Genomic DNA, 20,212 nt, shown 5'->3' with positions numbered 1-20,212 from the left:
TGTCATGTCGGAGATGCCGTCCGCCAGCACAGCATCGAGCGGCCCATCGGTCGCTCTGGCGCTCGGCGGCGGCGGTGCGCGCGGTCTCGCCCATATCCATGTCATCGAAGCGCTGGATGACCTCGGCATCCGCCCGCGCGTCATTGCCGGCACCTCGATCGGCGCCATCATGGGCGCCGGCATGGCGGCCGGCATGCGCGGCAGCGATATTCGCGACTTCGCGCTCTCCACCGTCGGCCGGCGCAAAGAGATCGCCAACCGACTCTGGCGGCTGCGCCCCTCGACCTTGCAGGCCATCGGCGGCAGCCTGCGCTTCGGCCCGTTCAATCTCGAACGCGTGCTCTCTGCCTTCCTGCCGGAAGCCATTCCGGACACGTTCGAAGCCCTGTCCATTCCCCTTAAGGTCATCGCCACCGACTATTACGCGCAGTGCGAAACGGTGCTGGAGGCGGGCGACCTGCGCAGTGCCATCGCCGCGTCCGCCGCCATTCCTGGCATGTTCCAGCCGGTGCGGCTCGGCGCGCGCGTCATGATCGACGGCGGCTTCGTCAATCCGGTTCCCTTCGATCATCTCGAAGGTCTCGCCGACATCGTACTGGCCGTCGATGTCGTCGGCGGCCCGGAGGGTGACGGCACGACCCTGCCGACGCGGATGGACGCGATGTTCGGCGCGAGCCAGCTGATGATGCAGACGATCACGGCCATGAAGATGAAGGCCCATGCGCCGGACCTTCTCGTGCGCCCGGATGTCGGCCGCTTCCGCGTCATGGATTTCCTGCGCGCGCAGGAGGTGCTGGCGGTCAGCGCCGGCGTGAAGGACGAGGTGAAGGCCTCGCTCGACAAGCTTCTGTCGCGGTAGACGCCGTCGCCGTTTCAGCGCGGCCGCTGTGCCTCGGCGATCTCCTCGTCCGGCCCCTGAGGCGCCACCGGCTCCCGCTTCGGCTTCATCAGCGGCTCGGGCTTCACGGGGCGGAAATGCAGCATGTCGCGACCGGCCGCCAGCCCGTCCACGGCCTGCACCTCCAGCCGCGCCTCGTCGCGCCGGCGGATATCGGTGGTGATGGCGATGGCCTGCGCGTCGGTAACGCCAAGCTCCTCCAGCGTGCGCTGGCCGAAGAGTAGCCCGGATTCCAGCGTTTCCCGCAGTTCGTAATCCACGCCACGCGCCCGCAATTGCAGCGTATGCTGGCGATCGTAGGAGCGTGCGAAGATGCGGGCATTGGGAAATTCCGACTGGACGAGATCGACGATCCGGTCGGTCGTCTCCTTCCGGTGCGTACAGATCGCCACGATCTTCGCCCGCTCGATGCCGGCGGCGCGCAGCACGTCGAGCCGTGTCCCGTCGCCGAAATAGATGCGGAAGCCGAAGGTCGCAGCCTGTTCCACGCGCGCGGCGGAGTGGTCGATGATGGTGACGTCGCGTCCGCCGGCCAGCAGGATCTGCGCGGCGATCTGCCCGAAGCGCGAGAAGCCGATCATCAGCACATCGGCGCCAGCCCCCTCAAAATCCTCCTCCATATCGTCCTCGGCCTCTTCCTCCTCGTCCCGCGTGAGAGTGCGCGAGAGCGCGGAGGCGGCCGGCGTCAGCGCCATGGAGAGCGTGACGATGACGACGAGCAGCGAACCGGTCGCGGCCGGAAACACGCCCGCCGCCGCCGCCGCGCTGAACAGCACGAAACCGAACTCGCCGCCCTGCGGCAGCAGCAGCGCGATGCGCACCGCCTCGTTATGGGCCGAGCCGAACAGCCGGCAGACGGCGTAAAGCGTCACGGCTTTGATGATCACCAGCATGGGAACCGCGATCAGCACCGTGAGCCAGTTGGAAAAGATCACGTCGATCTGCAGCGACAGGCCGACCGCCATGAAGAATAGCGCCAGCAGCAGGCCACGAAACGGCTCGATGTCGGCTTCCAGCTCATGCCGATAGCTCGATTCCGCCAGCAGCACGCCGGCGAGAAACGCGCCCATGGCCATGGAAAGCTGCGCCATCTGCATCAGGGTCGCAGCACCCAGCACGATCAGCAGCGCGGCGGCGATCATGATTTCGCGCGCGCCGGTGCGCGCAAGAATACGAAAGAGCGGATTGATGAGATACCGTCCGGCCAGCACCATCACGAGGATGGCGCCGACGGCGACCGAGAAATCCTCGATCGGCGGCGTCGTATCCTCCGGCGCCTGCAGCGCGATCAGCGGGATCAGCGCCAGCAGCGGCACGATGGCAAGATCCTGCAGGAGGAGAACGGAGAAGGCGCGCTGGCCATAGCGCGTATTCGTATCGCCCTTCTCGTCGAGGATCTGCAGCGCGAAGGCAGTGGAGGACAGAGCGAGGCCGAAGCCGGTGATGAGGCTGCCGGCAGCATCGAGCAGGCCGAGTTCGTAGACGATGGCCGAGAGCAGCCCGCCGGTGACGAGCACCTGGGCGGACCCCAGCCCGAAGATATCGCGCCGCATGGCCCAGAGCCGCGACATCTTCAGCTCCAGTCCGATCACGAACAGCAGGAAGACGACGCCAAGCTCGGCAAAGCCGAGGATCGCTTCCCCATCGGTGATCTGGTGGAAGACCGGGCCGATGATGACGCCGGCCGCGAGATAGCCGAGCACGGTGCCGAGCCCGAGCTTCTTGAAGATGGGGGCCGCCACGACGGCGCCGCCGAGCAGCAAAAGCGCCTGGGAGGTCATGACGGGCGTTGTCGACATCGTGACGTTTCCTGTGGCTTTGCCGTTCGTGCTGGACGCACCGGGCCCGACCTGTTTTTTGCGAAAGGGCCTTCTCACCGGGTGGCGAGACGGAAATAAGGCGCGCGTTCCGGGAGAATCGTGCCACGCCCTTGATGCCCGGGCCACTGCACAATAAATGGGACGGGAATGAAAGGCCAATTCATGCCCCAGACGATTGATTCCGCCGCACTCGAAACGCGGGCCGCAGAGCTCGTGGACCTTGCGAGAAAGGCGGGAGCCGATCAGGCCGACGCCGTCGTGCTCCGGGGCCGCTCGCGCTCCGTGTCCGTACGCCTCGGCAAGGTCGAGGCGACCGACAGTTCCGAGAGCGACGACTTCTCGCTCCGCGTCTTCGTCGGCCGCCGCGTCGCCAGCGTTTCCGCCAATCCGGGCTTCGACCTGAAGGTGCTGGCCGAGCGTGCCGTCGCCATGGCCAAGGCCTCTCCGGAGGACCCTTACGCGACGCTGGCCGACGACACCCGCATCGCCCGCGAGTTTCCCGATCTCGACCTCTTCGACCCCAGCGAGATCTCCACCGAAGAGCTGACCGAACGCGCGCTCGAGGCGGAGGCCGCGGCCCTTGCAGTGCCCGGCGTTACCAAGACCAGCGGCGCCGGTGGCTCCACCGGCATGGGCGGCCTCGTGCTCGTCACGTCCAACGGCTTCTCCGGCGCCTATATGGGCACCCGCTTCAGCCTCTCCGTCAGCGCCATTGCCGGCGAGGGCACGAAGATGGAGCGCGACTACGATTTCGACAGCGCGCTCTTCCTGTCCGACCTGCGCGGTGCCGCCGATATCGGCCGCCATGCCGGCGAGCGTGCCGCCGCCCGCGTCAATCCGCGCCAGGTGGACACGCAGAAGAACGTCACCGTCGTCTTCGATCCGCGCGTCTCCCGTAGCTTTGCCGGCCACATCGCCGGCGCCATCAACGGCGCCTCGGTCGCCCGCAAGACGACGTTCCTCAAGGACAAGATGGGCGAGCGCATCCTGAAAGCCGGCATCAACCTGACGGACGATCCCCTGATCGTGCGCGGCTCCGGCTCGCGGCCCTTCGATGGCGAAGGCGTGACCGGGCAGAAGATGACCATGATCGAGGACGGGATCCTCAGGAACTGGTTCCTCTCCACCGCTACGGGGCGGGAACTCGGCCTTGAAACCAACGGCCGTGGCGCGCGCAGCGGCACGGCGGTCAATCCGTCCTCCACCAACTTCGCGCTGGAGCCTGGCGATATCTCGCGCGAGGACCTGATCCGCAGCGTCGGCACCGGCTTCTACGTCACCGAGCTGATCGGCCATGGCGTCAACATGCTGACGGGTGAATATTCCCGTGGTGCTTCCGGCTACTGGATCGAAAACGGCGAGATCGCTTTCCCCGTCTCCGAGGTCACCATCGCCTCGAACCTGAAGGAGATGTTCATGGCCCTGACGCTCGCAAACGATATCGATCGCTCCTACTCGGTCGCCGCGCCGACGATCGCCGTAGAAGGCATGACGCTCGCCGGAAAGTAAGGGCGGCCCGGTAAAAACCGAAAGGCTGGGATGACGAAGCGGCCACCATGTTTTGGCCGCACTTCGCCTGTCTGACGCGGACATCGCCTGATACATCGCACGACCATACGGAAAGGACGCCCATGAACGCCGACCATCACCCGCCGGATCAGTGGACCAGGGATCTGGACCTGATCACCACGGCAGCGATGGCCGCCGGCGAGAAGGCCCTGACCTATTTCCGCAAGAACCCGGAATTCCGCTACAAGAACGAGGACCGCTCGCCGGTCAGCGAGGCGGATTACGCGGCAAACGACATCCTCAAGGAGCGCCTGCTCTCGGCCCGCCCCAATTACGGCTGGCTGTCGGAGGAGACGGATGACGACGAGGCGCGGCTTGGCTGCGACACGGTGTTCGTGGTCGATCCGATTGATGGCACGCGCGGCTTCATCGCCGGCAAGGACGTCTGGTGCGTCAGCGTCGCCGTCGTCCACAAGGGCCGTCCGGTCGCCGGCGTGCTCTACGCGCCGGCCCTCATCGAGCTTTATCAGGCAAGGCACGGCGCGGAAGCCCGGCGCAACGGCGTCACTATCCATGTCGCCAAGCCGGTGGCGGGCCAGCCGCTGCGGTTCGCCATCGCCGAGGACCTCCTGCCGAAGCTGAAGGCGGGTTACGGCAAGGATGTCGCGCGCGTTTCCCACGTTCCCTCGCTCGCCTATCGCATCGCGATGATCGCCGACGGCCAGATCGACGGCACGGTGGTGAAGAAGAACGCCCATGACTGGGATCTCGCCGCCGCCGACCTGATCCTGCAGCAGGCGGGCGGCGTGCTCACCGGTCTCGACGGCGAGCCCCTGACCTACAACCGGCCCAGCGTGCGCCACGACGTCCTGTGCGCGGCGGCACTGCCCGCTCTGCCGGCACTGCTGGACGCATCGGCCGGCCTGCACGGGCATTGACCTTTCCGGCTGGATGCCGCACATCACCAGTCGAAAACAGCACGTTAAGACGACGAAAACTGACGAAAAGAGGCGAAAATGACGGAAAAGAAGCAGCTGCTGCACATGGTCTTCGGTGGTGAACTGAAGACCCTCAAGGACGTCGAGTTCCGCGATCTCGAGAAGCTGGATGTGGTCGGCATCTTCCCGGACTATGAGAGCGCGCTGCATGCCTGGCGCGGCAAGGCGCAGGCGACGGTCGACAACGCCCATATGCGCTACTTCATCGTCCACATGCACCGCCTGCTCGATCCGGGCCAGCTCTGATGAACCTGGGCGGATGCGGCATGCGCGTGTCCGGGCCGTCGCGTCCCGCCCGCGTGGATAGCGCCAGATGACGCGCCTCTTGGCGCGCGCGGCGCTGTCCGGCTATCGCTGGGTCGGAACCGCGGTCTATCCGCTCGTCTGGTCCTACCTTGCCTTGCGCGCCGCGCGCGGCAAGGAAGATCGCGCGCGCCGGCAGGAACGCTACGGCTTTCCGAGTGCCGCCCGCCCGCAGGGTCCGCTGGTCTGGTTTCATGCGGCCAGCGTCGGCGAGACCATGTCCGTCATTCCGTTGATCAAGGAAATCCACCGCCGCGGCATCGCCGTCGTGCTCACCAGCGGCACCACCACCTCGGCCCGGGTCGTCGCCGAGCGACTGGGCGATATCGCCATCCACCAATATGTGCCCCTCGACTTCAAGCCGGCCGTCTCCCGCTTCCTCGATTATTGGGAACCGGATCTTGCGATCATCGCCGAAAGCGAGATCTGGCCGATGACCATCATGGAACTCGGCAAGCGCCATATCCCGCAGATCCTCGTCAACGGCCGCCTGTCCGACCGCAGCTTCGCCCGCTGGAAGAAACGCCCGAACCTTGCCGACGCCATCTTCGAGAACCTTGCGCTCGTGATCGCGCAATCGGAGGCCGATGCCGAGCGGTTCAGCGCGCTCGGCGCTCTGCCGGTCATGGTGTCGGGCAATCTGAAGGTCGATACGGATGCGCCGCCGGTCGATAACGCCGTGCTTCGCCAGTACCGGCAGCAGATCGAGACCCGCAAGACCTGGGCGGCGATCTCCACTTTTGAAGGGGAGGAGGCCGCGGCGGGTTCGGTGCATCTGGCCCTGAAAGAGCGTAACGCGCTTTTGACCATCATCGTCCCCCGGCACCCCGAGCGCTGCGACGCGATCGAGGCCATGCTGGTCGCCAAGGGGCTGACCGTCGCGCGCCGCACCCGCAACGATCCCGTCACGCCGGAAACCGACATCCTGCTCGGCGATACCGTCGGCGAAATGGGCCTCTATCTCCGCCTGACCGATGTCGCCTTCGTGGGCCGGTCGCTGTTCGGGGAGGGCGGGCAGAACCCGATCGAGCCGGCCATGCTCGGCTGCGCCATCCTGTCGGGCGGCAACGTCCAGAATTTCCGCGAGACCTACCAGACGCTTGCCAAGAACGGCAGCGCCAAGATCGTGCGCGATACCGAGATGCTGGCCAAGGGCGTGCACTACCTGCTGACCAATGACGAGGTGCGCCGCAAGATGATCGAGGCGGGGCAGGAAGCCGTGCACGAGATGCGCGGTGCTCTGTCCGCGACGATCCGCGGGCTTGAGCCCTACATCAACCCGCTGACGGTGAAGGCCCGCCTGTTGCCGCGCGACGATGTCTAGCGCAGTCCGGCAGGCGTCATACTGCACGTTTCAAATCCCAAAGAGACCGTCGAGATGAGCAAGGCACCGCTTCCGATACCGATCGCCGGCATCCTCTTCGACAAGGACGGGACGCTGCTCGACTATGCCAAAAGCTGGGTGCCGGTGAATTACGAGGTCGCCCGCATCGCCTCGCGCGACGATGCGGACCTCGGCGCCACGCTGCTGCGCGCCGGCGGCATGGATCCTGAGACGGGTTTCGTCGGCCCCGACAGCCTGCTTGCGGCCGGCAACACGGCGGAGATCGCGCAAGGCATGGTGGAGGCCGGCGCGCCGTGGACGCGCGAGGCATTGACGGAGGCCCTCGACGACCTCTTCTCCCGCTCCGCCGCCTATGCCGTCCCGGTGACGGATCTCTCCGTTCTGTTTACGACATTGCGGACACGCGGCTACAAGCTCGGCGTCGCCTCCAGCGACAACGAGGCCTCCATCCGCCGCACGGCCGAACGCTTCGGCTTTGCCGAATGCCTCGATTATGTCGCGGGCTATGACAGCGGCTACGGCGTCAAGCCGGAGCCTGGCATGGTCCATGGCTTCTGCGCGACGACGGGCCTCATCCCCGATCAGGTCGTCGTCGTCGGCGACAACAATCACGATATGCATATGGGGCGAAATGCCGGCGCCGGCCTCACCGTTGCCGTGCTCACCGGCACCGGCTCCCGCCAGTCGCTCGCCGCCGCCAGCGACCACTGCCTTGCCGATATCACCGAGCTTCTGGCGCTCCTCGATCGTCACCTGCCGACGGGCGACGACCTCACGATGAACGAGGCGGCCTCCTGATGGCATCGGAAGCGCCGCCCTTCTGGTGGGAAAAGCCCGGCTGGGCCGCCCGCGCGCTCAGCCCCGTCGCTTGGGTCTACGGGCAGATCGCCGGCCGCCGCATGGACCGTGCGCGCCGCTGGGCCGCCCCCGTTCCCGTCATCTGCGTCGGCAACTTCACCGTCGGTGGCGCCGGCAAGACGCCGACCGCGATCGCCATCGCCAGGGCCGCGAGCCGCCGCGGCCTGAAGCCCGGCTTTCTCAGCCGCGGCTATGGCGGGTCGCTGGATGTGACCACGCTGGTCGATCCCGGTCACCACCGGGCGCAGGAGGTCGGCGACGAGCCGCTGCTGCTGGCCCGCGCGGCACCGACGGTCATATCGAGAAAGCGCGTCGAAGGCGCACAGCGGCTGGTGGCGGAAGGCATCGATCTCATCATCATGGATGACGGCTTTCAGAGCGCGCGCCTCGTGTTCGATTATGCGCTGCTGGTCATCGACAGCCGCCGCGGCATCGGCAACGGCCGCCTCGTGCCGGCGGGCCCGGTGCGCGCGCCGCTCGGCCACCAGTTGCGCCACGCCTCCGCCGTCCTGAAGATCGGCCGGGAGACGGCGGCCGACCCGGTCATCCGCACCGCGGCGCGGGCCGGACGGCCGGTCTTCGTCGCCAATATTGTGCACGAGGATGACGGCTCGCTGAAAGGCCAGCGCGTGCTCGCCTTCGCCGGGATCGCGGATCCTGAAAAGTTCTACCGGACGGTGCGCGGAACCGGCGCGGAGATCGTGACGACGCGCAATTTCCCGGATCACCATCATCTGGAAGCCGACGAGATCGCCGGTCTTCTCGACGATGCCGACGTATCCGGCCTGCTTCTGGTGACGACCGCCAAGGACCGCGTTCGTCTCGACGCCGGTCATGAGGCGGATCGCATGGGCGAACTCGCGCGCGAAGTCCGCGTCATCGATGTGGAGATCGTCTTCGACGATCCCGCAGCCCCCGACAAGATGATCGACGCCGCTTTGTTCGCCGCCCGCCATCGGCTGTTGCGCCGGAGCGGGGCGTAAAGCGTTCTGTCACGTAGGCTTGCGGTTTGCGTCGGCCCCTCATCCCCCTGCCGGGACCTTCTCCCCGCGCGCGGGGAGAAGGGACCTTAAGGCGCTGCTTCCACCTCACATCGAAACCTCACGCAGGGCACGTCCCCTCTCCCCGCAAGCGGGGAGAGGGTTAGGGTGAGGGGCCACCGCAAGCCTACGGCGTAACCGACGACCCCGCGTCTGCCGTCTGCCCGGGCAGGATCCCCGCACGCTTGTCCGCATCGAAGGCGGCCTGCGCGTCGACATACGGTTCCTGCCGCGCCACGCTCCAGTAGCGCAGCTCTTCGACCGGGATCTCGCGTCCGGTGATGGCGCAGATGACGAAGGATCCCGGCAGGATGACGTTGAAATCGCCGTCGAGATACCGGATTTTCGCAATCCTGTTGCCGCTGCCTTCGAACCGGTTCATCGTGTCTCATCCCCTGACTGATCGTCTCGCCCAAGCGGCCGAACCCTGTCCCGCCGCTGTAAACCTTCACCGCCCGTTTTGCCAGCCGCCTCTTGGAGCCGTCTGGCTGGCGCTTCTCACCATCAGCTGCGTCCGAACAGGCGCTCGATATCGGCAAGCTTGATCTCGATATAGGTCGGCCGCCCGTGATTGCACTGGCCGGAGCCGGGCGTCGCCTCCATCTGGCGCAGGAGCGCGTTCATCTCCTCCGGCCGCAGCCGGCGGCCCGAGCGCACCGAGCCGTGGCAGGCCATGGTTGCTGCCAGCGCTTCCAGCCGGCCGGCCAGGCCGTTGGCCGTGTCCCATTCCGCCAGCTCGTCGGCCAGCTGCCGGATGAGCCCCGCCGCATCGATCTCGCCGAGCATGGCCGGCGTCTCGCGCACGGCGACCGCGCCCGGGCCGAAGCGCTCGATGGTGAGCCCCAGCCGCGAAAGCTCTTCGGCATGCACCATCAGCCGGTCGCAATCGTCCTCCGCGAGATCGACGATATCGGGGATCAGCAGCGCCTGCGCGGGCAGGGCCTTCGTCGAGAGCCCCTTGCGCAGGTTCTCATAGACGAGCCGTTCATGCGCGGCGTGCTGATCGACGATCACGAGCCCGTCGCCCGTCTGCGCGACGATATAGTTCTCGTGCAGCTGCGCCCGCGCCGCGCCCAGCGGATGCTCCGGCAGCGCCGTCTCGGGCACTACAGGCTCCGATCCCGAAGGCTCCGGCGCCATCCTTGCGGCCGGTGCGAACGATCCGAAAGCGGCCTGCGCGGCCTCCCCGAAACCGCGACCGCCCGTCTCCAGCGGCCGGTAGGGCGAACGCTCCGCCGCCCAAGGGGGCGAGGGAGCCTGTCCATACCCGGTCTGGCCACCATAACCGCCGGGGGAACGGGCGGCTGAGGCGAAGCCTGAACCGGACGCAGGGGCCGAAGATTCCGGCCGAAAGGCGTTTACGAGTCCGCGCGCGCCGAGCGTCGAGGACCGGTCGCCGTCGGCCGCCAGCGCCTGACGGATCGCGCCGACGATGAGGCCGCGCACGAGGCCGGGATCGCGGAAGCGGACGTCCGACTTTGCCGGATGCACGTTCACATCCACCAGCGCCGGGTCGATCGTGATCGACAGCACCGCGACGGGATAGCGCCCATGCGGGATGGTTTCGGCATAGGCGCCGCGCAGCGCCGAGAAGATCAGCTTGTCCTGCACGGGCCGGCCGTTGACGAACACATATTGGTGCAGCGAATTGCCCCGGTTGAAGGTGGGAACGCCGGCAAAGCCGGTCAGCCGCACCTCGTTGCGCTCCGCATCGATCTCGATCGCATTGTCGCGGAAGTCGCGGCCGAGCACCTGCGCGATGCGCGCCAGACGGTCGTCCCCGGTCGCGGGAAATTCGAGCGTGGTGCGGTCGGGGCCCGACAGCAGGAAGCGCACGCCGGGAAACGCGATCGCCATGCGCCGCACCACCTCGGAAATCGCCGCCGCCTCGGCGCGTTCCGTTTTCATGAATTTCAGCCGGGCAGGGGTCGCGAAGAACAGGTCGCGCACCTCCACCACCGTGCCGTGGTTGGCCGGCGTCGGCCGCACGGCCTGCACCACCCCGCCATGCACGGCGATTTCGGCGCCATGGTCGCTGCCGGCCGGCCGGCTCGCGATCGTCAGTCGCGCGACGGAGCCGATCGAGGGCAGCGCCTCGCCGCGAAAGCCCAGCGTGCGGATGTCGAACAGGCCGCCGTCGAGCTTGGAGGTGCAGTGCCGCCGCACGGCGAGCGCCAGATCGTCCGGCCCCATGCCGCAGCCATTGTCGACCACGCGCAGCAGCGTCTTGCCGCCGCCGGCGGTCGCGATCTCGATGCGGGTGGCGCCGGCATCGAGCGCGTTCTCGATCAGCTCCTTGGCAGCGCTCGCCGGCCGCTCGATGACTTCGCCGGCAGCGATCTGGTTGATGAGCGTTTCGGAAAGGAGGGTAATGGCCATGGTGCATTCTCCGCCATTCCCGCTCCCCCGCCAAGGACCGGATCGCGGCTCGGCCGGGATATCCCCTGTGAGATCCGAAAAGGGACGGAGATGGGTTGTAACGAGCATGGGTTCTTGAGGGTTTAAGGGTGCATTAAGCCCGCTGTGGCATGGTTGACGTTGGGCCAAGGCAGCCGGAACGGTCGACAGGACACCGGGTGCTGCCGCCGGAGGGACATGCAGCATTGGCGTTGCCGGCGAACATGACCCGACGTGACGGACGAAAAGATGTCGCAGCCAGGCCCGTTTCCGGGTGGGCGCTGCGCCGGAGCGATCGCGATGCTGACCGCGCGCTCCCGGAGAAAACGCCATGCCCGGTAAAGGGTCATGACGTCGGCATGTTCCCGTCAATGCTCGCCAGAAATGTGAGGCCGTGAATGAATGATCTCGCGTCATCTGGCGCAGCTGTCCAGCTCTCTCTGCTGGAAGCGGTTTCGGATGCGCTGGGCCTGGCCGTTTTTGTGTGCGACCGCAACGACGAATTGATCTTTGCCAGCAAGCCGATCCAGCAGTTCTACCCCGTCGAGGACCGTTTCCTCGCACGCGGCACGCGGCTGCGCGATTTCTTGGGCGCCGTCTTCGATCTCGGCGTGCGTTCGGGAACGGCGACGGAACGCAGCCGCCGGCGCGTGAACCGCGACGAATGGATCTCTGCACGCGTCTCCCTTCACTGGCGCGAGCGCTACGAGGTGGTCGAGCGCATCGCCCGCCAGCGCTGGATCAATGTGCGCAAGCGCCGGCTGGCCAGCGGCCTCTGCGTCGTCTCCCTGACCGAAGTCTCCGAGCAGAAGAAGAGGGAAGAGCAGATGCAGCTCGACGTCGAGCGCATGGAGATGACGGAAGGCATTCTCGACGGCCTGCCCAACCCGATCTGCGTGAAGGATCGAAGCCTCAACTACATCGGTGTCAACAAGGCCTTCTGCGACCTGCATGGCATGACGCCCGACCAGATTCTCGGACGCTCCGTCTGGGATCTCATCGAACCGGAGCTTGCAGAGAAATTCGAGACGTCCGACCGCATGGTGCTGGAAACCGGGCGCGAACACAGCCTGCCGGAACAGATCGTGCGGGCAAACGGCGACGATTGCTGGGTGGTGACGCATAAATTCCGCGTCGGCGACGCGCATCGCGGCCTTCTCGTGACCTGCATGAACGACGTCACGGATATCGTCGTGGGCTACGACGAGGGCGTGGTCTCGCCGGAAATGGCGAAAAACCTCGCCGTCGCGCGATACGATGCGTTCGAGCCGGCACAGAACTGCCACGATCCCTATCAGGCACTGGACCTGCACGTCCTCGCCCAGACCGCTCAGGCCCCGACGCCGCAGGACATGGCGGCTCAGCAACGGACAACCGAAGCCGCCGAGCCTATCGTTGCGGGTCGCATCTTGGTCATGACGCCGGATGCGACCGTCGAGGCGCGTCTGCTCTCGGTCCTGTCGAAGCGCGGCCACGAAGCCTGCGCGCTCAGCTCCGCGCCGGAGATGACGGCGTTCCTCGACGCCATTCGCGAAGCGAACCTCTCGCTCGACCTCGTTCTCATCGATCCCGCCCTTGGCGACCTCAAGGCGACATTGGAGACGGCTGCCGGTCCGCCAGGCATCGTTTTCGATCCATCCTGGGCGGAGGAGGCTCTGGCGGACCACGTTCTTGCGTCGTTCACGATACGGGAAACGGCAATGGGCTCGCCGATACCCGACGATCCCGCCGCCATCCTGCAATCTCCCGCCGACTGGGACATCGTCCTGCCGGTCACCGAGCGCCCGACCTCCGATATCGACGTCCTCGTTGCCGAAGACAACGACATCAACCAGTTCGTCTTCTCCCAGATCCTCGAAGGTCTCGGACTGTCCTACCGGATCGCCGCCAATGGCGAGGAAGCCGTCCGCTTCTGGCAGCAATTCCGCCCGCAGCTCATCTTCATGGACGTCTCCATGCCGGTCATGAACGGCTTCGACGCGACGCGGGCCATCCGGGCGGCAGAAGTGCACCTGTCGTCCCGCACGCCGATCGTCGCGGTGACGACGCAGGCCCTCGATATCGACCTGGAGCATGCGCGCGCTGCCGGCATGGATGACCATATCGTAAAGCCGATCAGCCCCGACATGATCGAGCGCGTGCGGAACCGCTATCTTCAGGACAGCAGCGATCATCGCCAGCAGCGCTGATACGTCTTCCACGATAGTGGAGAAACTCCTGCATCTTCAGGTATAGAATCCACTCTTTCCTTCGCGTTCTTGCAAGCGATACGAGAATTAGGGATATAGACTGTTGTAATTTCTTAACGATGTGGTCCCATGGTCCATGCGGTCAGCGTGCCGACCAAAATATGCAGGACCTCCGCAATGGATCAGGACGAAACAGCTTCGCGCCAGAAAGGTCCGTCACGCCTTACGGAGCCGAGCCAGCGAGAGCGGCAGGCTGCGATGCCTCAGCGCCGTCATGATGTCTCCCCGGAACACGATCCGTACGACATCGGTAGTCCTGCGTTCGACCGTCACGCTCGCGATCTTCATGCCCTGGCCTTCATCGATCCTCTGACGGACCTTGGCAATTCCCACCGGCTGCGGGAAAAAGTGCGGGAAATCGCGACGGAACGCGCTGCCGACCCGGCACCCTTCACGATCGGTCTTGCCAATCTCGACGGGTTCAAGCCGCTCAACGATCTCTTCGGCCACGCCGCGGGCAACGAGATCCTCTACCAGGTCGCGCGCCGGCTGGAAGCCTGCATGCCCGATGGTGCGACCGTCATCCGCATGGGCAATGACGAGTTCGCCTTCGTGCTGCCGCTCGTTTTCGAGCGCAAGGGCGCCGAGAAGATCGGCCATATGCTGAAGGAGGTGCTGCAGGCACCGTTCGAACTGGCCGAGCGCACGGTGCGTCTCTCGGCCTCCTTCGGCTTTGCGGTCTATCCCTTCGCCGGCGAAGCCTATGACGACCTCTTGAAGAGTGCGGATACCGCGCTCTATCGCTCGAAGCGTCGCGGCCGCGGGCAGATCACCGTCTATTCCCAGGAAATCGCTCAGGAAATGCGCCGCGCGACGCTGCTGGAGCAGGCTCTGCGCAACGCCATCATCGCCGATGAGATCGACGTGCATTTCCAGCCGATCGTCAGCCTCGACACCGACATGGTGGTCGGTTTCGAAGCGCTGGCCCGCTGGTGCGACAGCGATCTCGGCTATGTCTCGCCGGCCATCTTCGTGCCGCTCGCCGAAGAACGCGGCTTCATCGATGCCCTGTCGGAGACCTTGTTGCGCAAGGCAGCGGAAGCGGCATTGCTCTGGCCGAAGGAGCTGTTTCTCTCGTTCAACCTGTCCTCGGCCCAGCTGATGGACCTTGCGACCAGCAGCACGGTGCTCGCCATCATCCATCGCGTTGGCCTCGATCCGCGCCGGCTGGAACTCGAGATTACCGAAACGGCGATGATGCGCGATGCCGACATGGCGCAGAAGATCGTGCAGGAACTACGTGACGCCGGTGTGCGGATTTCGCTCGATGATTTCGGAACCGGACAGTCCAGCCTCGGCCGCCTTCGGGACTTCACCTTTGATAAGGTGAAGATAGACCGCTCCTTCGTCTGCCGCATCGTCAACGATCGCGCCTCCGAGCACATCGTCAAAGCGATTGTCACCATGTGCGATGGCCTGGGTCTCGAGGTCGTCGCGGAGGGCATCGAGGATTTCGCCGAAGCGCTGATGCTCAAGGGGCTGGGTTGCGGTATGGGGCAGGGGTATTTCTACGGAAAGCCGGCTGATGCCACGGCAACCCTGCGATACCTCCGCGATCGCTACCGCGACACGGACACCAAGCGACCCATCGCCATCTGATCCCTAATGTCGTCTGCACGAACGAAAACGGCGGTGCTTTCGCACCGCCGCTTGGTAAGCCACGTTTAGCGGATTACGGGGTCGTCGTGGCCGGCTGGCCGGCAGGGGCAGCGCCACCGGCCGGAGCCATGGTGTTGCCACCGGCAGGTGCCATCGGGGTCGTCGACGAGGTCGTCGAGCCGTCAACCGGTGTCGTCGCGTTCCGTTCTGCGACCTGTGCGGCCTTCGTCTTGAACTCCGGTGCAGCCTTCAGCGTGTCGGCCGTTTCGGTCGTGGTCAGCTTCAGGTCGTCGGAGTTCGGGACTTCGGTAACCATCACGGTATCGAGCGGTACGGCGACGTTCTTTTCCCCGATGCCGAGGAAGCCGCCGACGCCGATGACGGCTGCTTCGACGGAACCGTCCTTGGAGAAGATCACATCGTTGATTTCGCCGATGCTCTCATCCGAAGAATTGTAGACAGACTGGCCGAGATAGGTGCTGGCAGCGATCTGATCCGCGCCCTGCTCGGTGATGTAGCTGCCGGATGCAGCTGCCGTTGCTGCCATAGGCGCGGCCGGTGCCGGCTGTGCGGCGTCCTGTGCGGAGGCGAACGGTGCGAAAGCAACGATGCCGGCAAAGAGGGCGCCGGCGGCGACGGAAGTAACGAGCTTGTTGGTCATGATGTAACCTTCCTGTTTCGGTTTCTTCTCGGATCGTGGCGCGGGGTTCAAACACGCCGCACCGGTGATGCTGAGAGAACGGCCCGTCCCGGAAAGTGGTTCCGAAAAAAAATGGCCTGCGGAAAGAGGAACTTTCTGCAGGCCATAAGGTAAGTATAGACCGACCAAATACCTCGGCCGGCTTCGGTCAGTGGCTTTCGCGGAAAACCTCGCTGCCGCTGCCGCCGACGAGGAAGTCGAGATCCGCGCCCTTGTCAGCTTGCAGCACCGTGTCCTGATAGAGCTTGTAATAGCCGCGCGTCCATTTCGGCTCCGGCGGCACCCAGGCGGCCATGCGCTGAGCGAACTCGGCTTCGGGGATCATCAGGTTCAGTTCGCCTTTGAGCGTGTCGAGCCGGATCCGGTCGCCGGTCTTCACGATGGCGAGCGGTCCCCCGGCATTGGCCTCGGGGCTGACATGCAGCACCACGGTTCCGAAGGCCGTGCCGGACATGCGGGCGTCAGAGATGCGCACCATGTCGCGCACGCCCTTTTCCACCAGCCGCCTCGGGATCGGCATGTTGCCGACTTCCGCCATGCCGGGATAGCCCTTGGGGCCGCAGCCCTTCAGCACGAGGATCGTGTCTTCGGTCACATCGAGGTCGGGATCGTCGATCTGCGCCTTCATGTCCTCGATCGTCTCGAACACATGCGCCGGTCCCTCATGCACCAGCAGGTGCTCGCTGGCGGCCGACGGCTTGATCACGGCGCCGTTGGGCGAAAGATTGCCGCGCAGGATGCGGATGCCGCCGGCTTTGCGGAGCGGGTTGTCGAGCGGCCGGATGACGTCGTCGTTGAAGACTTCGGCATCCTTGTAATAGTCCGAGATGGGACAGCCGTAGACGGTCGGCGCGTCGGCATGCAGCAGGTCCTGGATGCGGTTCATCACGGCGGGAAGGCCCCCGGCATAGGCCAGATCCTCGATCAGATACTGGCCGGAGGGCATACAGTTGACGATGCAGGGAACCTGCGCGCCGACCCGGTCGAAATCGTCGAGCGTCAGATCGACGCCGGCACGTCCGGCGATGGCAAGCAGGTGCACGACCGCATTGGTCGAACCGCCGACGGCGGCATTGGCGACGATGCCGTTTTCGAAGTTCTTCTTGGTCAGGATCTTCGACAGGCGCAGATCTTCATGCACCATGTCCACGATCCGCTTGCCGGTCATGTGGCTGAGCGCCATGCGGCGCGCGTCCACGGCGGGCAGGGCGGCGTTCAGCGGCAGCGACAGGCCCATGGCCTCCACCACCGACGCCATGGTCGTCGCCGTGCCCATCGTCATGCAGACGCCGGGCGAGCGCGACATGCCGCTTTCCGCCGCCATGAACTCCGCCAGGCTCATCTTGCCGGCGCGCACATCCTCGGAGAACTTCCAGACATCCGTGCCGGAGCCGATGTCCTTGCCGCGCCACTTGCCGTTCAGCATCGGGCCGGAGGAGACGACGATGGTCGGCAGGTCGACGGATGCCGCCCCCATCAGCTGGCCGGGCGTGGTCTTGTCGCAGCCGCCAAGCAGCACGACGCCATCGATGCCATAGGCGCGAATGGCCTCTTCGACGTCCATGGCGAGCAGATTGCGGAACAGCATGGCCGTCGGCCGCATCTGCGTTTCGCCGAGCGAGGACACGGGGAACTCGACCGGAAAGCCGCCGGCCTCCCAGACACCGCGCTTCACGCCTTCGGCGAGAATCCGCAGATGGCTGTTGCAGGGCGTCAGTTCCGACCAGGTATTACAGATGCCGATGATCGGGCGTCCGTCGAAGGCATGATCCGGAAAGCCTTGGTTCTTCATCCACGAGCGGTGAATGAACCCGTCCTTGTCGGTACCGCCGTACCAGTGACGGCTTCTCAGTTCCCGTTTCTTCTCGTCGCTCATGGAAACCTCCCTTTGGCGCGGCGCTTCGGCCGTTCACCAATAATCATACTTTTTACCGTTTCGACTGTAAATCGCCGATGACGCTCTCCTCCCGGGGGCGCGCGATCGGCAGCGGTGATCAGAGCACGTAGACGGGCTCGAAACGGCCTTTCACGTCGATGTCGAGCAGGAAGGTCTTGCCGGCATCCGGGTCTTTCGAGCGCCCTGCCTCGTCCAGTCCCTGCCAGGCCGAGGTGAAGAGCAGCCGGTCGGCGCTGCGTCCGACGAAGGCCGGGCAGCTCGGCTGCGACACCGGCACCGTATGCCGCGCCAGGCGCTTGCCCTCGGGCGAATAGACGTCGATGGCGGAGGCGCCCCAGCGGGCGGCCCAGATCAGCCCTTCGGCATCGCACACCGCCCCGTCGAACCCGCCTTCGCTTTCCGGCTCCTCGACCATCAGCTGAGGCTCGCCGGTCGGCAGGCCCGTTGCGGGATCCAGCGCCACGCGCATGAAGCGGTTGAGACCGGTGTCGGAGTAATAACCGGTGCGGCCGTCCGGCGAGAAGCAGATGCCGTTCGGGATGGTGATGTCGCCGACGATGCGCGTCACCTTGCCCTTGGCGACGTGGTAGATCGCGCCGGCGTTCTTTTCCGCGCTCCGGCCCATCGTGCTGATCCAGAGCGCGCCCGAGGCATGCACGCGACCGTCATTCGTGCGGTTGCCCGGTTTGTCCTCGATCACGCCGTATGTCTCGAAGGCCCCCGTCTCGGCATCCCGCAGGAAAAGGCCCTGGTCGCTGGCGATCAGCTGTCGCTCCCCATCCACCAGCGCCATGACGCTGGCGAGAAAGTTCAGCGGCTGGACGCTCTTGGCCTGGCTTTCGAGATGCAGCCCGTGCAGCTCGCGCCCGACGATGTTGAACCACCAGACGGTGCCCGTCGAGGGGTCATAGACCGGGCCTTCACCGAGTTCCGACGGGTTGTCGCTGACGATTTTCGCGTTGGCACTCATGCGGACGCTCCATAGACGGCGTCATAGGCCTTGGTGGTGATGCGGGCACGGGCGCCGATCTCGGCGGCACTCATGCCGACCTTGTAGATGCTGGACCCGAGCCCGAAGCTCTTGACCCCAATCTTGGCATATTCCGCGAAATTGGCCTCGGACACGCCGCCGACGGCCGCGATCTCAAGATCGGTCGGGAGCACGGCGCGGATGGCCGAAATGCCGGAGGCGCCGAGCACGCTCGCCGGAAAGAACTTGAGCCCGGTTGCCCCGGCCGCAGCCGCCGCCAGTGCTTCCGTCGGCGTGAACACGCCGGGCATGGTCACCATGCCCTTCGATGCTGCATGCGCGATGACGTCCACATCGACATTCGGGCTGACGAACAGCCGGCCGCCGGCCTGCTCCAGCCGCTCCACCTGGTCCTTTGTCAGCACGGTGCCGGCGCCGATCAGGCAGTTGGCCGGCGCCGTCTTCACGGCGATCTCGATGGAGCGGAACGGATCCGGCGAGTTCAGCGGAATTTCGATGGCCGTGAACTCGGCCTCGACGAGCGCCGAAATCGCCGCCTCCGTCTCCTCGGGCTTCAGCCCGCGCAGGATGGCGATCAGGGGATATTTCATGGTGGGGAAGGGAACGCGTGTCATGATCTCGTCTTTCTTGAAATCAGCAAAGAATAGGCTCGAAAGCGGCAAATAGGGAATGATCTCAGGCCGGCCAGAGCGCTTTGGCCGCCGCCGCAAGGCCGTCGCGAACGGCCTCGTCGGCATCCACAAGCTCGCTCTGAAGCCCGGCAGCCGTGAGCGCCTGTGTATAGAGCCCGGCAAGCGGGCCGGAGGCGACGAGGCTGACCGGCGTTTGGGCATCGGCCGTCATGGTCGTCGCACCCGCGATCTCCAGGCCGATCATCAGCCCGGACAGCCGGGCTTTCGCCTCCGTTGCGCCATGCCCGTGCAGCAACTGGCCGGAGCGGACGGTGAAGAGGAGATTGGTCGCCATGGCAGGGTTTTCCATCGCCTCGGCGACGGCGGCGACAAAGGCCGGATGCGTGCCGTCGAAGGCGCCGGCATCGGCCACCGCATGGCTGAGGATCGACTGCCGCGACACGACGTCGAACAGTTCGCCGCTCATGAAGGTCGAGAACCGCTCGACCTTGCCGTCGGCCACCCGCACCCATTTGCTGTGCGTGCCCGGCATGCAGACGAGCCGCGTGCCCGAAAGGGCACCGACGCTGCCGAGCAGTTGCGTTTCCTCGCCGCGCATCACGTCGGGCCTCACCGCATCGCGCTGGGCGAGCCCCGGCAGGATGCGGATGTCGCGACGCTCGTCGGGAACGACGACCGCATGGCGGACGATGTCGGAGAGGGCGGCCGGCGTGTCGAGATAGCCCGCCTCCACCCAGCCCTGCCGTGCACCCGCCATGCCGCAGATCACGACCGGCAGCGTGGCGCTGGCGCCCATGGCCTCCAGATGCGTTTCCAGAACGGCTGAAAACCCTGTTTTCGCCGCCGTCGTCATGCCCTCGGCACTGCGGCGCTCGCCAAGGGCCTCGCCCGTTTCGCCGATCAGCCAGATCCGGAAACTCGACGTTCCCCAATCCGCTGCTGCATAACGGGCCGCTGCCGGCTGGCTTATCGTTGT

Annotated in this window: 17 protein-coding genes; 9 read left to right on the top strand and 8 right to left on the bottom strand. The window is 65.7% G+C overall.

What is annotated here, in order from left to right; translation table 11 throughout:
• Positions 1–4 precede the first annotated feature (4 nt).
• Positions 5–859 (top strand): patatin-like phospholipase family protein, encoded by an 855-nt coding sequence (locus tag C8J33_RS08685; RefSeq protein WP_132663741.1) that lies wholly within the window; start codon positions 5–7, stop codon positions 857–859.
• Between the two features lie 14 nt (positions 860–873).
• Here the strand turns inward: C8J33_RS08685 and C8J33_RS08680 are convergent, their stop codons facing one another.
• Positions 874–2,697 carry a monovalent cation:proton antiporter-2 (CPA2) family protein gene (locus tag C8J33_RS08680; RefSeq protein ID WP_132663740.1) on the bottom strand — a complete coding sequence of 608 codons (1,824 nt, stop codon included), beginning with the start codon at positions 2,695–2,697 and terminating at the stop codon, positions 874–876.
• A gap of 183 nt (positions 2,698–2,880) precedes the next feature.
• Here C8J33_RS08680 and C8J33_RS08675 point away from each other — a divergent pair, with 183 nt between their 5' ends.
• From C8J33_RS08675 to lpxK, 6 genes are all read left to right on the top strand, one after another.
• Complete coding sequence (locus C8J33_RS08675; protein ID WP_132663739.1) at positions 2,881–4,227, top strand: TldD/PmbA family protein; 1,347 nt, start codon at positions 2,881–2,883, stop codon at positions 4,225–4,227.
• Positions 4,228–4,349: 122 nt separating this feature from the next.
• Complete coding sequence (locus C8J33_RS08670) at positions 4,350–5,165, top strand: 3'(2'),5'-bisphosphate nucleotidase CysQ (protein WP_110799922.1); 816 nt, start codon at positions 4,350–4,352, stop codon at positions 5,163–5,165.
• Positions 5,166–5,243: 78 nt separating this feature from the next.
• Positions 5,244–5,471 carry a DUF4170 domain-containing protein gene (locus tag C8J33_RS08665; protein WP_092932394.1) on the top strand — a complete coding sequence of 76 codons (228 nt, stop codon included), beginning with the start codon at positions 5,244–5,246 and terminating at the stop codon, positions 5,469–5,471.
• A gap of 67 nt (positions 5,472–5,538) precedes the next feature.
• A complete protein-coding gene (gene waaA, locus C8J33_RS08660) occupies positions 5,539–6,852 on the top strand; it encodes a lipid IV(A) 3-deoxy-D-manno-octulosonic acid transferase (protein ID WP_132663738.1) in 1,314 nt (437 codons plus the stop codon).
• 54 nt (positions 6,853–6,906) lie between these two features.
• Positions 6,907–7,671 (top strand): HAD family hydrolase, encoded by a 765-nt coding sequence (locus tag C8J33_RS08655; protein WP_132663737.1) that lies wholly within the window; start codon positions 6,907–6,909, stop codon positions 7,669–7,671.
• Complete coding sequence (gene lpxK, locus C8J33_RS08650; protein ID WP_132663736.1) at positions 7,671–8,714, top strand: tetraacyldisaccharide 4'-kinase; 1,044 nt, start codon at positions 7,671–7,673, stop codon at positions 8,712–8,714. The genes C8J33_RS08655 and lpxK overlap by 1 nt, the downstream gene beginning before the upstream one ends.
• A gap of 184 nt (positions 8,715–8,898) precedes the next feature.
• Here the strand turns inward: lpxK and C8J33_RS08645 are convergent, their stop codons facing one another.
• Positions 8,899–9,153, bottom strand: a complete 255-nt coding sequence (locus C8J33_RS08645; protein WP_092932401.1) for a DUF2093 domain-containing protein — start codon at positions 9,151–9,153, stop codon at positions 8,899–8,901.
• A gap of 122 nt (positions 9,154–9,275) precedes the next feature.
• Complete coding sequence (mutL, locus tag C8J33_RS08640) at positions 9,276–11,150, bottom strand: DNA mismatch repair endonuclease MutL (protein ID WP_132663735.1); 1,875 nt, start codon at positions 11,148–11,150, stop codon at positions 9,276–9,278.
• Between the two features lie 416 nt (positions 11,151–11,566).
• On the opposite strand from mutL, the gene C8J33_RS08635 reads away from it, so the two are divergent.
• Together C8J33_RS08635 and C8J33_RS08630 are read left to right on the top strand one after the other, a co-directional pair.
• A complete protein-coding gene (locus tag C8J33_RS08635) occupies positions 11,567–13,357 on the top strand; it encodes a response regulator (RefSeq protein ID WP_132663734.1) in 1,791 nt (596 codons plus the stop codon).
• Positions 13,358–13,534: 177 nt separating this feature from the next.
• Positions 13,535–15,016: a putative bifunctional diguanylate cyclase/phosphodiesterase gene (locus tag C8J33_RS08630; protein WP_245507094.1), complete on the top strand. Its 1,482-nt coding sequence runs from the start codon at positions 13,535–13,537 to the stop codon at positions 15,014–15,016.
• A 73-nt stretch (positions 15,017–15,089) separates the two neighbouring features.
• On the opposite strand, the gene C8J33_RS08625 is transcribed toward C8J33_RS08630, so the two are convergent.
• The 5 genes from C8J33_RS08625 to C8J33_RS08605 all read right to left on the bottom strand — a co-directional run bounded on the left by C8J33_RS08625 (position 15,090) and on the right by C8J33_RS08605 (position 20,206).
• Entirely contained in the window at positions 15,090–15,677 is a 588-nt protein-coding gene (locus C8J33_RS08625) for a PRC-barrel domain-containing protein (RefSeq protein ID WP_132663733.1), read from the bottom strand.
• Between the two features lie 187 nt (positions 15,678–15,864).
• Positions 15,865–17,592 (bottom strand): IlvD/Edd family dehydratase, encoded by a 1,728-nt coding sequence (locus C8J33_RS08620; protein WP_132446412.1) that lies wholly within the window; start codon positions 17,590–17,592, stop codon positions 15,865–15,867.
• A gap of 118 nt (positions 17,593–17,710) precedes the next feature.
• Positions 17,711–18,583 (bottom strand): SMP-30/gluconolactonase/LRE family protein, encoded by an 873-nt coding sequence (locus C8J33_RS08615; RefSeq protein ID WP_132663732.1) that lies wholly within the window; start codon positions 18,581–18,583, stop codon positions 17,711–17,713.
• Positions 18,580–19,218 carry a 2-dehydro-3-deoxy-6-phosphogalactonate aldolase gene (locus C8J33_RS08610; protein WP_132663731.1) on the bottom strand — a complete coding sequence of 213 codons (639 nt, stop codon included), beginning with the start codon at positions 19,216–19,218 and terminating at the stop codon, positions 18,580–18,582. The genes C8J33_RS08615 and C8J33_RS08610 overlap by 4 nt, the downstream gene beginning before the upstream one ends.
• 61 nt (positions 19,219–19,279) lie before the next feature.
• On the bottom strand, positions 19,280–20,206 hold the full coding sequence (locus tag C8J33_RS08605; RefSeq protein ID WP_132664508.1) for a 2-dehydro-3-deoxygalactonokinase: 927 nt from the start codon (positions 20,204–20,206) through the stop codon (positions 19,280–19,282).
• Positions 20,207–20,212 lie beyond the last annotated feature (6 nt).

Source organism: Rhizobium sp. PP-CC-3G-465 (assembly GCF_004343445.1).
Taxonomy (GTDB): Bacteria; Pseudomonadota; Alphaproteobacteria; order Rhizobiales; family Rhizobiaceae; genus Ferranicluibacter; species Ferranicluibacter rubi.
Note: the sequence above shows the minus strand (reverse complement) of the source record. Positions and strands in the feature narration are given on the sequence as shown.

Excerpts from the sequence above, each read along its gene's own strand:
- C8J33_RS08685 (WP_132663741.1), top strand. The coding sequence starts at position 5 with ATGTCGGAGATGCCGTCCGCCAGCACAGCATCGAGCGGCCCATCGGTC.
- C8J33_RS08680 (WP_132663740.1), bottom strand. The coding sequence starts at position 2,697 with ATGTCGACAACGCCCGTCATGACCTCCCAGGCGCTTTTGCTGCTCGGC.
- C8J33_RS08675 (WP_132663739.1), top strand. The coding sequence starts at position 2,881 with ATGCCCCAGACGATTGATTCCGCCGCACTCGAAACGCGGGCCGCAGAG.
- C8J33_RS08670 (WP_110799922.1), top strand. The coding sequence starts at position 4,350 with ATGAACGCCGACCATCACCCGCCGGATCAGTGGACCAGGGATCTGGAC.
- C8J33_RS08665 (WP_092932394.1), top strand. The coding sequence starts at position 5,244 with ATGACGGAAAAGAAGCAGCTGCTGCACATGGTCTTCGGTGGTGAACTG.
- waaA (WP_132663738.1), top strand. The coding sequence starts at position 5,539 with ATGACGCGCCTCTTGGCGCGCGCGGCGCTGTCCGGCTATCGCTGGGTC.
- C8J33_RS08655 (WP_132663737.1), top strand. The coding sequence starts at position 6,907 with ATGAGCAAGGCACCGCTTCCGATACCGATCGCCGGCATCCTCTTCGAC.
- lpxK (WP_132663736.1), top strand. The coding sequence starts at position 7,671 with ATGGCATCGGAAGCGCCGCCCTTCTGGTGGGAAAAGCCCGGCTGGGCC.
- C8J33_RS08645 (WP_092932401.1), bottom strand. The coding sequence starts at position 9,153 with ATGAACCGGTTCGAAGGCAGCGGCAACAGGATTGCGAAAATCCGGTAT.
- mutL (WP_132663735.1), bottom strand. The coding sequence starts at position 11,150 with ATGGCCATTACCCTCCTTTCCGAAACGCTCATCAACCAGATCGCTGCC.
- C8J33_RS08635 (WP_132663734.1), top strand. The coding sequence starts at position 11,567 with ATGAATGATCTCGCGTCATCTGGCGCAGCTGTCCAGCTCTCTCTGCTG.
- C8J33_RS08630 (WP_245507094.1), top strand. The coding sequence starts at position 13,535 with ATGGATCAGGACGAAACAGCTTCGCGCCAGAAAGGTCCGTCACGCCTT.
- C8J33_RS08625 (WP_132663733.1), bottom strand. The coding sequence starts at position 15,677 with ATGACCAACAAGCTCGTTACTTCCGTCGCCGCCGGCGCCCTCTTTGCC.
- C8J33_RS08620 (WP_132446412.1), bottom strand. The coding sequence starts at position 17,592 with ATGAGCGACGAGAAGAAACGGGAACTGAGAAGCCGTCACTGGTACGGC.
- C8J33_RS08615 (WP_132663732.1), bottom strand. The coding sequence starts at position 18,583 with ATGAGTGCCAACGCGAAAATCGTCAGCGACAACCCGTCGGAACTCGGT.
- C8J33_RS08610 (WP_132663731.1), bottom strand. The coding sequence starts at position 19,218 with ATGACACGCGTTCCCTTCCCCACCATGAAATATCCCCTGATCGCCATC.